General features: G+C 59.4%; 14 protein-coding genes. 4 read left to right on the top strand and 10 right to left on the bottom strand.

All coding sequences use genetic code 11. The features are described 5' to 3' along the window. Nucleotides 1-100: 100 nt before the first annotated feature. A complete protein-coding gene (locus tag ACVW0C_RS00390; RefSeq protein WP_457383953.1) occupies nucleotides 101-1,024 on the top strand; it encodes an FAD-dependent oxidoreductase in 924 nt (307 codons plus the stop codon). Beyond that, on the top strand, nucleotides 909-1,586 hold the full coding sequence (locus ACVW0C_RS00385; protein ID WP_457383952.1) for a hypothetical protein: 678 nt from the start codon (nucleotides 909-911) through the stop codon (nucleotides 1,584-1,586). The genes ACVW0C_RS00390 and ACVW0C_RS00385 overlap by 116 nt, the downstream gene beginning before the upstream one ends. Here ACVW0C_RS00385 and lpxB read toward each other — a convergent pair. The 6 genes from lpxB to ACVW0C_RS00355 form a co-directional block, all read right to left on the bottom strand. Beyond that, nucleotides 1,583-2,791, bottom strand: a complete 1,209-nt coding sequence (lpxB, locus tag ACVW0C_RS00380; protein ID WP_414419323.1) for a lipid-A-disaccharide synthase — start codon at nucleotides 2,789-2,791, stop codon at nucleotides 1,583-1,585. The genes ACVW0C_RS00385 and lpxB overlap by 4 nt on opposite strands. 26 nt (nucleotides 2,792-2,817) lie before the next feature. Next, nucleotides 2,818-3,795 carry an acyl-ACP--UDP-N-acetylglucosamine O-acyltransferase gene (gene lpxA / locus ACVW0C_RS00375; protein ID WP_414382304.1) on the bottom strand — a complete coding sequence of 326 codons (978 nt, stop codon included), beginning with the start codon at nucleotides 3,793-3,795 and terminating at the stop codon, nucleotides 2,818-2,820. A 233-nt stretch (nucleotides 3,796-4,028) separates the two neighbouring features. Further along, entirely contained in the window at nucleotides 4,029-4,529 is a 501-nt protein-coding gene (gene fabZ / locus ACVW0C_RS00370) for a 3-hydroxyacyl-ACP dehydratase FabZ (protein ID WP_011434327.1), read from the bottom strand. 340 nt (nucleotides 4,530-4,869) lie between these two features. Further along, on the bottom strand, nucleotides 4,870-5,046 hold the full coding sequence (locus ACVW0C_RS00365; RefSeq protein ID WP_457383951.1) for a hypothetical protein: 177 nt from the start codon (nucleotides 5,044-5,046) through the stop codon (nucleotides 4,870-4,872). Further along, the gene (gene lpxC, locus ACVW0C_RS00360) at nucleotides 5,036-5,890 is read right to left on the bottom strand and encodes a UDP-3-O-acyl-N-acetylglucosamine deacetylase (RefSeq protein ID WP_011434326.1); all 855 of its coding nucleotides are present in this window, start codon (nucleotides 5,888-5,890) and stop codon (nucleotides 5,036-5,038) included. The genes ACVW0C_RS00365 and lpxC overlap by 11 nt, the downstream gene beginning before the upstream one ends. A gap of 14 nt (nucleotides 5,891-5,904) precedes the next feature. After that, a complete protein-coding gene (locus ACVW0C_RS00355; RefSeq protein WP_414422127.1) occupies nucleotides 5,905-6,492 on the bottom strand; it encodes a hypothetical protein in 588 nt (195 codons plus the stop codon). 67 nt (nucleotides 6,493-6,559) lie between these two features. On the opposite strand from ACVW0C_RS00355, the gene ACVW0C_RS00350 reads away from it, so the two are divergent. After that, nucleotides 6,560-7,390 (top strand): RNA methyltransferase, encoded by an 831-nt coding sequence (locus tag ACVW0C_RS00350; RefSeq protein WP_457384028.1) that lies wholly within the window; start codon nucleotides 6,560-6,562, stop codon nucleotides 7,388-7,390. A gap of 140 nt (nucleotides 7,391-7,530) precedes the next feature. Here the strand turns inward: ACVW0C_RS00350 and ACVW0C_RS00345 are convergent, their stop codons facing one another. The 3 genes from ACVW0C_RS00345 to pstS all read right to left on the bottom strand — a co-directional run bounded on the left by ACVW0C_RS00345 (nucleotide 7,531) and on the right by pstS (nucleotide 11,982). Beyond that, nucleotides 7,531-8,490, bottom strand: coding sequence for a DnaJ C-terminal domain-containing protein (locus ACVW0C_RS00345; protein WP_457383950.1), 960 nt, complete (start codon nucleotides 8,488-8,490; stop codon nucleotides 7,531-7,533). A 208-nt stretch (nucleotides 8,491-8,698) separates the two neighbouring features. Next, nucleotides 8,699-10,591 (bottom strand): molecular chaperone DnaK, encoded by a 1,893-nt coding sequence (dnaK, locus tag ACVW0C_RS00340; RefSeq protein WP_414329477.1) that lies wholly within the window; start codon nucleotides 10,589-10,591, stop codon nucleotides 8,699-8,701. A 290-nt stretch (nucleotides 10,592-10,881) separates the two neighbouring features. Further along, on the bottom strand, nucleotides 10,882-11,982 hold the full coding sequence (gene pstS, locus ACVW0C_RS00335) for a phosphate ABC transporter substrate-binding protein PstS (RefSeq protein WP_457383949.1): 1,101 nt from the start codon (nucleotides 11,980-11,982) through the stop codon (nucleotides 10,882-10,884). 448 nt (nucleotides 11,983-12,430) lie between these two features. Between pstS and speA the strand changes: the two genes are divergently transcribed. Further along, on the top strand, nucleotides 12,431-14,353 hold the full coding sequence (gene speA / locus ACVW0C_RS00330) for a biosynthetic arginine decarboxylase (protein ID WP_457383948.1): 1,923 nt from the start codon (nucleotides 12,431-12,433) through the stop codon (nucleotides 14,351-14,353). A 1-nt stretch (nucleotide 14,354) separates the two neighbouring features. Here the strand turns inward: speA and ACVW0C_RS00325 are convergent, their stop codons facing one another. Next, nucleotides 14,355-15,566: an RNA-guided endonuclease InsQ/TnpB family protein gene (locus ACVW0C_RS00325; protein ID WP_457383947.1), complete on the bottom strand. Its 1,212-nt coding sequence runs from the start codon at nucleotides 15,564-15,566 to the stop codon at nucleotides 14,355-14,357. Nucleotides 15,567-15,615: the final 49 nt, after the last annotated feature.

Raw genomic sequence — 15,615 nt, 5'->3', positions numbered from 1 at the left:
GATTGACGAGGTGGTGTGAGAAGTTGCCATGACTGTTTCTGAGAACATTTCTGAGGAAATGACCCCACTACCAGATGGTACCTCAAGGCAGCTATCCAGAGTGCAGTCCACAGTGGTGATTGGGGCGGGGCCAGCTGGATTGAGTGCCGCCTACGAGCTGAACAAGCAGGGCTACCCGGTAACGGTTTTGGAAGCGGATCCGGTGCAGGTAGGGGGGCTATCCCGCACTGTAACCTACCAAGGCTATCGCTTTGATATCGGTGGACACCGCTTTTTCTCCAAGTCGGCGGAAATTGAGGCTCTGTGGACGGAGATTTTGGGCTCGGAAATGCAGGTTTGCCGTCGGCTTTCCCACATTTTTTACCGAGGTGTTTTCTTTGATTATCCAATTCGACCTACGGATGTTTTTGCCAAACTGGGGCCAGGGTTTACCACCCTCTGTCTGCTCAGTTACCTAAAGGCGCGCCTCTTTCCCAGGCCCAATCCTGTATCTTTTGAAGATTGGGTCATTAACCAATTTGGGGAACGGCTGTATCGCACTTTTTTTAAGACCTACACCGAGAAAGTGTGGGGGATCCCTTGTCACGAGATCAGCGCCGACTGGGCAGCCCAGCGGATCAAGGGTCTGTCGATGGCTTCTTTGATCCGTAAAACCTTTTTCCCCAACCGAGAGGGGGTGATCAAAACCCTGATCGATCGCTTTCGCTATCCTCGCCTAGGGCCAGGCCAGATGTGGGAGCGCGTTCAAACCTTGCTGGCAGAAGCCGGGCAGCCGGTACAACTGGATCGCAAGGTTACGGCAATCCACTGGAACCGGGCCGGAGTTCAAGCTGTACAAGCCTGTTCTCAAGGGGGAGAGACCTTTTGGGTGACCGGCGAGCAGTTCAGGCGAGCAGTTCATTTCCACCATGCCGCTGCGCTCTCTGGTGCGGGCTTTGGTACCTGCAGCACCGGAGCCGGTGCGAGAGGCTGCCGAACAACTGCGGTATCGGGATTTTTTGACGGTGGCTTTGCTGGTGGATGAGCCCAACCTATTTCCAGATCACTGGATCTATATTCACGATCCCTCGGTGCGGGTGGGGCGTATCCAAAACTTCAAGAATTGGAGCGCGGACATGGTTCCGGATCCCTCGGTCACCTGCTTGGGTTTGGAGTATTTTTGCTCAGCGACGGATCCCTTTTGGGGACAAACCGATGGGGATTTGATGGCCTTGGCAACGCTGGAATTGCAGCGGTTGGGCCTGCTGGGGAAGGCAAAGGTTTTGGGCGGCACAGTCATTCGCGCCCCGAAAGCCTACCCGGTTTACAATCACGGCTATCAAGCTCACATCCAGACCATTCGAACCTTTTTGGAAGAAGCACTGCCCAATTTGCAGGTGGCAGGCCGCAACGGCATGCACCGCTACAATAACCAGGATCACGCCATGATGACGGGCCTCTTGGCCGCTCGCAACATTGTGGCGGGGGAACGGCGCTACGATGGGTGGCGCGTCAACCAAGATGCTGAGTATCTGGAAGAGGAGGATTCGACAGCGGCCTTGGCGGGAGGACGGGCCGTGCCCCAGGTGCTGGGTCGCCGGAGTTAGCGGCGGAAGGGATCCTGCTTCGATCCAGCTTCGCCATCCAACACCTCTAGGATGGCCTTGGCAGCGCGAGCCAGAACGCCGGGTTCTCCTAGGGCTGCCCGCATCGCGGCATAGTCGGCTTGCAGTTGGGCTTTGCGTTCCGGCCGAGTTAGCAACTCCAGCGCCAGTTGGGCGATCTTCTCCGGCTGGGCCTGCTCCTGCAGCAACTCCGGGACAATGGGGCGCATCTGCACGAGGTTGGGCGGAGACATGAAGGGCACCGACACCCTCAGCCAATGGCGGGCGATCCAGAAGGTGATGGGGTTGAGGCGATAGATCACCACCTGGGGGATCCCCAAGATGGCCGTCTCCAAGTTCACCGTGCCCGACTTGGCCAACACCAAATCAGCCGCTGCCAAGGCGAGGTGATGAGCTTTGTGGGGGGAGAAGAAGGGCAGAGCTTGGGGATCCAAAAGGGTGAGGTTGAGCCCAAGGCGGCGGGCAGCCCGCGCAATCGGGGCAGCAAAACGGGGCGAGGCCAGGGGCACCCAAAACTGTGCCTGAGGCAGGTGAGCTTGCAACAACTGAGCCGCCTTGAGCAAGACAGGCAGAACCGAGCGCAGCTCTTGCCGACGCGAAGCCGGCACCACCACCACCACCGTGGCTTCGGCAGGGATCCCCAACTGGGCTCTGGCGGCAGCACGGCTGGGCACAGCGGCCAAAATATCCAACAGGGGATGGCCCACATACTGGACATGGGCTCCTGCCGCCGCGTAGTAGCGGGCTTCCTCAGGGAAAATCGCCAACATCAGCCGCATCTGCTGGGCCAGTTGGTAGGTGAGGCGGGCGTCCTGCGACCACACCCACTCTTGGGGGGCAATGTAATAGACAGCAGGGATCTGCCGCCGTTGCAGCAGACGGGCAATGCGGCTGTTGACGCCGATGTAGTCCACCAGCACGGCCACATCTGGCGGGTCTTGGGCCAAAAAGCGGCGAATCTTCCATTCCGTCCAGAGGGCGGGGCCGATAAAGGGAAGAGCCTCTAAAATGCCAACGGAGCTGATCTCGGTGGTGCGGTGCAACAGACGGGCCCCCGCAGCAGCCATGCGCTCCCCTCCCACGGCGGTGATGCGCAGCTGAGGGCGTTGGCGCAGCAATTCTTCGATCAGATGGCCGGCCTGCAGATCCCCTGAGACCTCGCCCGTGCAGATGAACAGGTGGCTCACCAGAGCTACGCTCCCGACCCCAATCTTTAGTCATCCAGCTCTGAAGTGCTCTGCACCGGCGGATCTTCCCCCCTCCCGCGCAGGGCCGGCAGAGGGCCTCGTCGTTGGGGCTGGGAGAGGGAGTCTTCCAAAAATTGCAGCAGATGTTGCAGGGATCCCGTCTCGTCCACCCACTCTTTCCCCTGCAGAGAAAGGACATGGCGCTCTCCCTCCGCACCGCTGTTACAAACGACACACAGGCTGCTGCGCAGTGTTTGCAGCGCTTTTTCCAAAGGCAACCCTGAGCGGTACAAAAATCGGTAGACCTGCCGCAGCAAGGGCAGGGATCCCTCCATCCCTTGGGCTCGCCGCAGCCCCACCAAGTTCAGACCGCGGATGCGAGCCGGATGTCCTTCCACCAACATGTAGGGGGGAACGTCGCGGTCAACCCGGCTCATCGCCCCCACCATGGCCAAGCGCCCGATGCGGGTGAACTGGTGGATCCCGACCATGCCGCCAATGCGGGCTTGAGACTCGATGTGGATATGGCCGGCCAAGGAAACAGCATTGGTAATCACCACCTGATTTTCGATGACGCAGTTGTGGGCGACATGGGTGTAGGCCATCAGCAGGTTGTAATCTCCAATCAGGGTGGCTTCCCCTTCATTGGTGGCCCGGTTGATGGTGACAAACTCGCGGATGCGATTGCCTCTGCCGATCACCACTTGAGAGGGGGCGCCGCTGTACTTCAGATCCTGAGGCTCGGTGCCCACAACTGCTCCCGGAAAAATGTGGTTGCCCTCGCCGATTTCCGTCCAGCCATCGATCACCACATGGGCCCCCACCACCGTATGGGCAGCAATGCGAACATGCTCGCCGATCACCGCATACGGGCCAACCTGCACCGTCTCGTGTAGCTCAGCTTTCGGATGGATCACCGCGGTGGGATGAATCCGCTCCCGTGAGCGGTGCGGCGCACTTGCAGAGATGTTGGGAGTGGATCCCGCTGAAGCGAACGAACTCATTTCCGACCTAGCCAGCAACTGTGGTTACGCTCCCAACCCTGCGAAGGATCACCAAGACTTGACTCCAGGGGAGATGAGCCTTAGAGCTACGCCCCACTGTCGCGACAACATGTTTACCGTATCCCGACAGAAAGGCGCAAGCAGCCCCTGAGCCATCTTTCTATCCCAACACTTTATCTCAATTGCGAGAACACCCACACCGGAGCGCCTCCCGGATGGCCGCTGTTGGCCCATCAATCCACCAGGGAGAACATCAGCTCCCCCTCGGTTACCAGTTGCCCTCCCACCTGAGCGCGGCAGAACATCTTGCCAATGCGCCTCTGGCGAATGGTGAGCAAATCGGCGGAGAGCAGCAGCTGATCCCCCGGCAGTACCGGGCGGCGAAAGCGAACGCCATCGATCCCGGCAAACAGGGCCAAACGCCCGGCCACGTCCGGCAACTTGGTCAACACGATCCCCCCTATCTGGGCCATGGCCTCGACGATTAGGACGCCGGGCATGATGGGTCGGTTGGGGAAATGCCCTTGAAAAAAAGGCTCGTTGAAGGTGACGTTTTTCAGGCCCACCGCCCGTTGCCCCGGTTGATACTCCACAACCCGATCCACCAGCAAGAAAGGATAGCGATGGGGCAAGATCTCCAAAATCTGCTCCGTTGTGAAGACGGGGGGAGCGGTTGCCAATTGAGCGGCTGCTTCAGCCGAGAGAAGGGGAGGAGGAGAGACATCAGAGGACATGGTGAACCCACAGAGGCAGAGGACAAAACCAAATCCCGGACGGGGAGCATGACTCTAGTCAATAATAAGCTCAACTATACTGAAAATAATGTATAATATGTTCAGTATGTATAATATGTTCAGTACGGATTACTACCAGTTGATCTTTCTGTTTACTTTCGAGTCTGCCAACATGGTAGCCAAAGCAAAGCAGAAAATTGGTAGTAAGACGACACGGAAACTGCGCTTTGGGTATTCTACTCAAAGCTTTGCGGGATACCGCCATTCTGGTTGGAAACAAACAGAATGCTATCGCTGCATAGTTGAACAGTGATGTTCAGCAGTGTTCAGCGTAAATGTATCAGGACGGCAGGCCAGAACTCAGCCAAAAGAGCACCCAGGGATCTACGGAGAAGAGATCAAGAGATTCCAATAGAGCGGATCCCCTTGAAGACAAGTGCTCCGCACCGCTCTCGCAACTGAGGATGGCAGGGTTGTTGCTGCGCAACCGGATCCCTTGCTCCCCCTCACTCTTCATGGATCAGCAGGGATCCACTCTTGAGCAACTGCTCGGCCAAACGGTGGTGCAGGGCATGGCCCGCCTTGTAGGCCACAATGTGCCCCTGCAGTCGGCAGCCCAGGAGGCTGAGATCTCCTAGTAAATCTATCAGCTTATGGCGCACCGGCTCATCTGGGTAGCGCAATGGCCCCAACCACTCGGTTTGGCTACAGACAATGGCATTTTCCAGGCTGCCCCCCTGGATTAGCCCCCGTTCCCGGGCCAGCTCCACATCCTGCTGGCGGGCGAAGGTGCGGGCCGGCGCAATGGACTGGACAAAATCCGGCCTGTTCTCCCTCCAGCTCAGCCACTGTTCTCCAATCGGGCAATCGGCAAAATCGATGCCATAGGTAAAGCGGGCTGTAGGATGGGGGAGGGCGCTGACAAAGGCTTCCCCCGCCCAGACAGTGACCGGTTCTTGGATCACCCCCAGCAGGGCTGGCTGATCTTGGGCCTGGATCCCGGCCTGGGCAATGGCCTCTACAAAGGGCAGGGCAGAGCCATCCAGAATCGGCAGCTCCGGCCCCTCCACCTCGATGCGGCAGTTGTCAATGCCCAGGATGTAAAGGGCGGCCAGCAGGTGTTCCACCGTCTGCACTTGAACAGAGGGGGATCCCTGCTGCAACAGGGTGCAGAGATGGGCAGGGGCCAGGGATCCCAACCGAGCCGGGATCTCAGGGGATCCCGGTTGATCCACCCGCACAAACACCCGACCGCTGCCGGCAGGAGCTGGATGCAGACTGCAGCCAATTGGCAGGCCGGTGTGCAGGCCAACGCCTTCTAGGGCAATAGAGCTGGCTAAGGTGTGTTGCCGGCCTCTCATCGTGCTCCGCAGCGCTAGTGCAAACGCTCTTGGCCCTGGTCGAAAACGCGGTAATACAGCTCCCGATAGCCCACGCGCAGGTTGCTGCTGGCATCTGCCAACTTGGCTTTGTGGCTGCGGGTGCCGTAGGCGCTGAACACCTCGTAGGTATCTCCCTCAAAGAAAAAGGAAGAGACATCGGACACCTCTTCGCCCCCCAGCAACTGCCAGCGCCCCTGGCGAAACTGCAGCCGGTAGTGGGCTTTATCCAAGCTGCCGGAAGGACGGTCGATCATGGCGTCGATGCTGCCCTCGTAGAACGGCTCGGCACCACCATTGGGGATGGATATGTCCACAGGCCACACGTCCACAGCGATATCTCGGTAGCGGCAGTTGGGCCGGTTGCACAGGCGAATCGAGCGCATGACCTCGGCAATGGCTTCCAGCCGCTGCCGCGCCTCGGCCAGAGAAAACCGCTCTGAGTCGCTATCGCGAACGAGCTGGGGCGATACCTGAGCCGGCCCTGCCAGCGATGAAGGGGCAGCCAGCGCCGGGGATCCCCAGCAGCATCCCACCAACACCAGACAAATCAAGCTCAGCCAACAACGGTATGCGGATCCCATGGATGCAATCTATGACAAAATCAAGCTCCTCTTCTCTACTCTAGGCACTCTGGGGGATCCCAACCTGATGCCGATATTACCCCACTCTGGCCCTGAACAACTGGCGCAGGTACGGCTTGTATTGGTGCAGCCGGCTGGGCCGCGCAACCTCGGCGCCATTGCCCGCGTGATGAAAAACATGGGCTTCAGGCAGTGGGTGCTGGTGGATCCCCAATGCGATCCCCTCGATATGGAAGCGATCACCACAGCCGTGCATGGGGCAGACCTGCTCCATCAAGCCCGGAAGGTGCAAACTTTGCCCGAAGCCCTGCAAGGGTGTGTGCAGGTTTTCGGGACAACGGGGCGCAGCCAAACCTACCCACCCGAATGGCAAATTCAGTCCCCCCGCCAAGCCTTTCCCGCTCTGCTGGCCGCCGGCCCTGCCGCCCTCGTGTTTGGCCCCGAAGATCGCGGCTTGAGCAACGAGGAGCTGGCCCTCTGCCATCGCCAGATCCAGATCCCCACCGATGCGACCTATCCCTCTTTGAACTTGGCCCAAGCCGTGGCCATTTGTTGCTATGAGCTGTACACCCTTGCCTGCGAGAGCCCTTCTCCCGCTCCTCCTGTGCCCTCACCGCAAAGGCTTGCCCCCTTCGAGCTGCTGCAAGGCTTTTTCGCTCACCTGGAAGCGCTGTTGCTGCAAATTGGCTACCTGCACCCCCACACAGCCCGCCGCAAAATGCTCAAGTTTCGCGCCCTGTTCCAGCGGGCCGGCCTAACCGTGGCCGAGGTGGCCTTGTTGCGCGGGATCCTGCGGCAACTGCAATGGAGCCAGGGATGCTCTCGTCAGGAACCTCTGGAAGCAAATGCAGCTCCCGTCCCGCCGACGCAACCAGATTCCAGCAGGACCCCATCTTGACCCCAAGGCTGGGCCTCCAGCCCCGCCCTACCGCTACCGGAAGCAAGCTAGAAGGGCGGCTTCCTGCTTTCAGGCGGCGCGGAGCGCTTGTCAAGAATCTTGAGGCTTTGGCCGTGGGAGAATATCGGAGAATATCAATGCTAGAGCTTAAGGGTGGCGCGGGGATCGTAGGATTGAACCCGCTGCAGCTTTTCGTAAAGTTCTCGCTCTTCTTCGGAGATCTGGGTGGGCAAATGGATCTGCACCACCACGTAAAAATCCCCCCGTTCTCCGTTGCCTTTGGGAAATCCCCTTTCCGCCAGCCGCAACTTTCGCCCCGGCTGCATGCCAGGTGGGATCCGCAGCTTCACCACCCCATCCAAGGTGGGCACTTCCACCTGGGCGCCCAAAACCGCTTCGCTGGGGCTGATGGGCAGATCGCAGTAAACGTCGAATCCCTCTAGGCGATAGAAGGGGTGGTCTTTCAGCTCAATTTTAAGGTACAGATCACCGGCACCGCCGTTGGGGTTGGGGTGGCCTTGGCCGCGCAGGCGAATCCGCTTCCCTGGCGTAATTCCCGGCGGGATGTTTACCTCGAGCACGCGATCCCCGCCCACCCGCAGGCGACGCTTGCCCCCCTCAAAAGCTTCTGGAATGCTGATCTGGATGGTGGCCTCAGCATCGTAACTGGTGTTGCCAGTGGATCCCGAAAATCCGCTGCTGCGGTCTGTGGTTTGGCTGCGCACCCGGCCCAGCAGTTGATCGATGAAGTCTTGAAAATCATCAAATTGGCTGAAATCGACGCCACTCCCCCCAAATCCGCTCCCCCCAAAGTCTTGGCTGAAGGGGCTGCTGCTGTAGGTGTAGGCATCGCGGCTGGAGCGAAACCCGCCCTGCTGATAGTATTGGCCAAATTGGTCGTATTGCCTGCGCTTGCCGGGATCCGAGAGAACTTCGTAGGCTTCGTTAATGTCTTTGAATTTCTCTTCAGCCGCTTTGTCGTTGGGGTTGACATCTGGGTGATACTTGCGGGCTAGGCGCCGATAGGCTTGTTTCACCTCATCGGCAGTGGCCGTTTTGCTGACCCCCAAAATCTTGTAGTAGTCCTTAAAGTTTTGCATGGAGGCGTCCGCAGGCAAATCGCTGAGAGTGGGCAGAAAACCACGAGGCTAGGCGTCCCCGGCAAGGGCTCCTTCCCTCCGACCTACTGAAGAAAATGAGGAGGCGGGCTAGACGCCATCGCCCATCCCGTCCCTCCTCATTATCGGCGCTACAAGTAAGGGCGGGATCCGCCCTGGGCCCGCGGCCCACGGAGGGATCCCTGAGCAGTCACTTGCTCTCGGTGAAGTCGGCATCGATCACATCATCGCTGCCGCCGGAGGTTTTCCCTGAGCCGGGAGTGGGGCCAGAGGAGGCCCCCGGCTGTTGATACAGCTCGCTGCTCATGGCGTAGAGAGCCTCTTGCAGCTCCCGCTCTTTGCTCTGGATGGCGCTGTCGTCCTCCCGCTGGATGGCCTCCCGCAGTTCTCGCACCAGAGTCTCGATTTGGCTGCGTTTGCTGGAGGAGATCTTGTCGCCCAACTCCTTCAACTGCCGCTCGGCTTGGTAGGCCAGCGAGTCGGCCTTGTTGCGGCGCTCAATTTTCTCCCGGCGGGCCCGGTCTTCGGCAGCGTATTTTTCTGCCTCAGCAATCATGCGCTCCACCTCTTTGCTATCCAAAGTAGAGGCGCCGGTGATGGAGATGCTCTGCTCTTTGCCGCTGCCTTTGTCTTTGGCCGTCACCTTGAGGATGCCGTTGGCGTCGATGTCGAAGGTGACCTCGATCTGCGGCACACCGCGGGGGGCCGGCGGGATCCCGTCCAGCTTGAAGCGGCCCAGAGATTTGTTGTCGCGGGCCAGCTCCCGCTCCCCTTGCACCACGTGGATTTCCACGGAGGTCTGCCCATCTTCGGCAGTGGAGAAGATCTCCGACTTGCGGGTGGGGATGGTGGTGTTGCGCGGGATGAGCTTGGTGGCCACGCCGCCCAAGGTTTCCACCCCCAAGGACAAGGGGGTGACATCCAGCAGCAGCACGTCTTTGACTTCGCCCGCCAGCACACCCGCTTGGATGGCCGCCCCAACCGCCACCACCTCATCGGGGTTGACACTTTGGTTGGGTTCTTTGCCCAGCAGCTCCCTCACCAGCCGCTGCACCGCCGGAATGCGGGTGGATCCCCCCACCAGCACCACTTCGTTGATGTCGGCCTTGGTGAGCTTGGCATCCCGCAGGGCTTGTTCCACCGGCCCCTTGCAGCGCTCCAGCAGGTCGGCACAGAGGTGTTCAAATTGAGCGCGGGAGAGCTTCAGCTCCAGGTGTTTGGGCCCATCGGCAGTGGCAGTGATGAAGGGCAGGTTGATGGTGGTTTCGGAAACGCTGGACAGCTCGATCTTGGCTTTTTCCGCAGCTTCCGTTAGCCGTTGCAGCGCCTGCCGGTCTTGCCGCAGGTCGATCCCTTCCATTTGCTTAAACTGCTCGGCCATCCAATCGACGATCTTCTTGTCGAAGTCATCGCCGCCCAACTGCGTATCGCCGCTGGTGGATTTCACCTCGAAAACGCCATCCCCCACTTCCAAGATGGACACATCGAAAGTGCCACCGCCCAGGTCGAAGACGAGGATGGTCTCGTTGTTGCGCTTGTCCAAGCCGTAGGCCAAAGAGGCTGCCGTCGGCTCGTTGATGATGCGCAGCACTTCCAAACCGGCAATGCGGCCCGCATCTTTGGTGGCCTGCCGCTGCGAGTCATTAAAGTAAGCAGGAACCGTGATCACCGCTTGGGTGACCGGCTGGCCCAGGTAGCGGCTGGCATCATCCGCTAGCTTGCGCAGCACCATGGCCGAAATCTCTTCCGGCGCAAATTCCTTGTTCAGGCGGGGGGCGTATAACTTGACATTGCCCCGCTCATCCCGCCGCACCTGGTAGGAGACCCGCTTGGAGTCGGCATTCAGCTCATCGTACCTACGACCGATGAACCGCTTAACCGAGTAAAACGTGTTTTCCGGGTTGAGCACCGCTTGGCGGCGGGCCATTTGGCCCACCAGGCGCTCTCCATCTTTGGTGAAGGCGACCACCGAGGGTGTGGTGCGAGTACCCTCAGCATTGGCGATGACGGTGGGGACACCCCCCTCCATTACGGCGACAACCGAGTTGGTTGTGCCCAGGTCAATTCCTACAACTTTTCCCATCGGCTCCTTATTCTCCTCTTCTTGAGTACATTGCTTCGGTTACCGCCGCCAGCCTGTGTGAAGTAGCTTGGGCAGCCAATCTGTGAAAATCCGGCAGATGCTTGGTCACTTCCTGGGTCGATCCTAACCAGCTGGTTGGCGAGGCCAGGGCGAGAATGCCGCCCATTTCTCGGGGCTGAAGGGCAGACCGGTTACGGATCTCCGTACCTGCAGCAGCCTTGCTTTCGGTGCCGCTTGGGGTATGGCCTGGGTTGGCAGCTATTGGCAACTCTTGGGGGACTGCTGCCAGGCTAGCTCTGGATAAGCTGCAGCGCCTCCAGGCCGCGGTTCACAACGGTTGCGGCCAGGGGCAGGTAGCCCATCTCCTCGGCCAGGGCTTGTCCTTCGGTAAGGGCCCAGCGGAGCACAGCTTGCAGGGCGGCGGCCATGGCGGGATCCGAGTACCGGCGGTAGGTCAGGATCCAGGTGTAGGTGACGATGGGATACGCTCCAGGGCCAGCGGGATCCGGCACAAAAGCCCGCAGGTTTTCCGGCAGCTCAATTTCGCTCAAGGCCAGGGCCGAGGCTTCCGGGGAGGGGAGAACAAACTCGCCGCGGCGGTTCTCCAGAGCTGCCACCGACAGATCCAGCTCGCGGGCATAGACCGACTCCACGTAGCCGATCACCCCTTCGCTGAGAAGCATTTGGGCGCTCATGCCCTCGTTGCCTTTCACCCCAATGCCCACCGGCCACTCCAGCGACATGCCAACACCGATTTCTGAGGCCCAAGCCGGATCGATGGCCGCCAGGTGGCGGGTAAAGGTATCGGTGGTGCCGCTGCCATCGGAGCGGTAGCAGACGGTGATGGGCAGATCGGGAATGGTTAGCTCCGGGTTCAGGGCCAGGATCTCCGGATCCCGCCACTGGTCGATTTGGCCGCGAAAGATCTTCACCAAAACGGGTCGAGACAGCTTGAGTCCAGAAGGGATCCCCGGCAGGTTGTAGCCTACGGCAATGCTGCCTGCGGTCATCGGGATCATGACCACACCCCGCTTCACCTCGGCGATCTCGGCATCGGTCATGGCCACATCACTGGCGGCAAAGTCCACTGTCTGGTCAATAAATTGCCGGATCCCAGCGGCGCTGCCCACCGGTTGGAAATTGATCTCCACCTTGGGATCCACCTGGCGGTAATCGGAAAACCAGCGCAAGTAAAGAGGAGCCGGAAAGGTGGACCCGGCCCCGTTGATCAGCAAAACTTTGTCGGAGGACTGGCTGCCGGAGGCAGGAACGGGATCCCTGCCGCTGGGTTGGTCAGAACGGGATCCCCTTTGGCAGGCGCTCAAGGTAGCGCCGGTGGCCAATAAAGAAAGCAACACTTCTCGGCGACGGAAGCGGGGCAGTTGAGCCATGGTTCAGGTTCTCCGAGGTCACCGCCCCGATCCTTGTCTTGCCCACGGGGCCCTGTCAAGGGTTGCCGGCGAGAGCTCTTGGGATCCCGTGCGTGGCCCACTTGCCCCAGGTGGCTGTCTTTTCCCTCTGCGCCATCCCCGTATTCCTCGCTACGCTTCCCAGCAAAAGTCGGGATCCGACCCAAGCTCAGAAAGGAGAGACGGAAAACGGAGAATTCAAGAGGAAAATCAAGAAAAACAGCGCAAACAAGAGATTGAGCGAGCTGAGTTCTGCGGCAGTTGCACAGAGATCCTCAAGCCAAAGCCTTGTCTGGCAAGGCTTAGCGGTTTTTGGGCCTGAGTCCCCCCGCACCAGAAAAATCTTGACATATTCTGGAATAAGGCAATATATTGTGGATTCTGTGCAGAAATCCTGCGCTGTTCACATCTCGGTATCTGGGGGGCTACTATGCCGACTTTGACTCGTTCTCCCTGGACACTGCGAGACAGCGAAAAGCTCTATCGCATCTCAGGTTGGGGGGATCCCTACTTCCGTATCAACGCCGCCGGTCATGTGGAGGTGACCCCACAGGGCTTACAGCAGCAGGAACCGGGCATTGACCTGTACCACTTGGTGATGGATCTGGTGGCGCGGGGCCTGCAGTTGCCCCTCTTGATTCGCTTTCCCGAGATCGTGGCCGACCGCATGCGGCAAATTTGCGAGAGCTTTCAGCAGGCCATCCAGCGCTTTGGATACCCCAACGTGTATCGAGGGGTCTATCCCGTCAAGGTGAACCAGCAGCGCCACCTGGTGGAGGAAGTGGTGAAACACGGTCGTGCCTACCACTTTGGCCTGGAGGCGGGATCCAAGCCGGAGCTGTTGATTGCCCTAGCTTTGCTGGATACTCCCGGGGCTTTGCTGATCTGCAACGGCTACAAAGACCGGGATTTTATGGAGACGGCTCTCTTGGCCCAGCGGCTGGGGCGCACACCCATCATCGTTTTGGAGCGGCTGCAAGAGCTGGAGCTGGTGCTGCAGGCTGCCGACCAACTGGGCATCGACCCCATCTTGGGGGTACGGGCCAAGCTCTCCGCCCAGGGCAGTGGACGCTGGGGCACCTCGGCTGGGGATCGGGCTAAGTTCGGCCTCACGGCCACCGAGATTTTGCAAGTGGTGGAACGGCTGCGGGAAGCGGGCAAGCTGCATTGTCTACGCCTGTTGCACTACCACATCGGCTCCCAGATCTCGATGGTGAGCGTGCATGGACGAGCCGTGCGGGAAGCCAGCCAAATCTACATCGAACTCACCAAGCTGGGGGCCCCCATGGGCTACCTGGATATCGGCGGCGGCTTGGGGGTTGATTACGACGGATCCCAGTCCCCCAATCCTTTTTCCCAGAGCTACAGCATGGAGGACTACGCCGCCACCGTGGTGCAGACCGTGCTCACCGCCCTGGAACCCCACGGGATCCAGCCGCCGGTACTGGTGACCGAAAGCGGACGCGCCCTGATGTCCCACCAGTCGGTGCTGGTGTTTGACGTGCAAGATGTCAACGCTGCCAGCCCCTACCCGATGCCCACCCAGCTCACTTCCGATGCGGAGGTGATCCAGAAGCTAAACCAGCTTTACTACCAAATCCAGCCCGATACTCTGGTGGTCAATTACCGCCGTTGTCAGGAGCTGAAGGAGGCCGCCCTGCGCCAGTTCACTGAGGGATCCCTCAGCCTGCAGGAGCGGGCCGAGGTGGAACGCCTGTTTTGGAACTGCTCCGACAAGATCTGCACCTTGGCCTACGAGCAGCACCAAGCAGGGCACCCCGTGGCGGTGGATCTCTTGGATCTGGACGAAATGTTGGCCAGCATCTACTACGGCAATTTCTCTCTATTCCAATCCCTGCCGGATAGCTGGGCCATCGACCAGGTCTTCCCCATCATGCCCATCCACCGTCTGGATGAGGAGCCACGCCAATGGGCTACCCTGGCGGATCTGACCTGCGACAGCGACGGCAAGATCAACCGCTTCTTTGGCGAAGACGGGCAAATCACCTCGGTTTTGCCGCTGCATGATCCTGACGGGCATCCCTACCTACTGGGGGTGTTTCTGGGGGGTGCCTACCAGGAGATCCTAGGGGATCTGCACAACCTGTTTGGCGATACCAACGCGGTGCATATTCGCTCCCGCCCCGGCGGCTACCACGTTTCCCAAGTCATCAAGGGGGACACCATCGGCGAGGTGCTGAGCTGGGTGCAGTACAACAGCGAAGATCTGGTGGAGACCCTCCACCACGCCACCGAGACCGCCCTGCAGCGAGGGCAGATCACGCTGGATCAAGCCCGCGCCTTGCAGCAGCACTTTGAAGACAATCTGCGGGCCTACACCTACTTGCAGTAAACTACCCGACTCCGACTGCTAAAGCGGTACGGAGCGGGCTTTCAGTAGCCCTGAGCCTGCTCTGCTCTACCAGAGAACAAAACAAGCCCGGACCTCTAGGCTGGTTTACGACAGCCCCCAAAAGCGCAATCACATTCGCACCATTCAAATCCGCATCCCCTTCCCATCCACAGTGCCCACACTTGAACGACTTGCCACTGCGGTAGGATTGCGCAGGATCGGGATGGATATGCAAACACTTGTGGCAGGTCTGCGACGTGTAGGCGGGCGGCACAAGAATCAGAGAAACCCCTGCAACCCTCGCCTTGTACTCCAGAAATTGACGTAGTTGGTAGAACGCCCAACTGTTGGCCCTGCGCCGCTCGGCTTTGCTGCGTGGCTGTTGATTGACCCTTTCCCGGATCCCTGTCAGGTCTTCCAGAGCGATAGCGCTGTTGGTAGCTTTTGCCCTGGAGACAATAGCTTTGGAGATGCGATGATTGACCCACACTTGAAAGCGTCTCTCCTTGCCAGACAGCCGTTGCAACAGTTCTCTGCATCTGCGCCGCGAACTGCGTGTGCCCTTACTGGCTTTGCGTTGGAGTACCGCCCTCAACCGGGAGTAGTGGTCTCGAACTCGGCTCAACTGCTGTCCATTCCAGTTGTCCCCCTCTGACGTATGGGCAATATCTGTCCTTCCCAAGTCCACCCCGATCACCTTGTCGGTATCTTGTTGCTTGGGTGGTTTTTTCTCTACGCAAATCTGGATGTAGTAGGAGCCATCCTTCCGCTGGACTAGGGTGGCCGATTTGGGGTTAGAGCCAGCCAGCATTCCCCTCTGGTAGTTACCAATGGCTAGCTCAAAGCGTTCTCTCCCTTCCACCGTGGTCAGCGACACCGTCCAGTCTTTTTGACGGAACGAAAAGATGCGAGCGTCGTAGGTAACAAAGCCGCTCTTAAACTCCTTGACGGGACGCTTTTTCTGCTTAGCCACTTTGCGGGAACCCGCTACCCGTCTGCACACCTGTTGAGCCAAGTTACTGGACAAGCCGAACCGGGCTCGAATCTCGTAGTAGCAAAGGGATTGCAGTTTGACCGCGTTGACGATCTTCTCCGGCGTGTTCTGGTTGACCCAGTTCAAGGCTTGGCCAAAAGCCTCCATCGTCGCGTCCAATTTGGCGGCTTGCGACTGGGACACCTTGAGCTTGCAGGAGACGGTCAGGACTTGGGTCATGGTTCTATTGTAACCTCGCATTCCTCCCGGCACTGACCCTACGGGTACA

The sequence above is a fragment of the Thermostichus sp. OS-CIW-26 genome (genome assembly GCF_054058395.1).
This window is presented reverse-complemented; position numbering and strand designations above follow the sequence as displayed.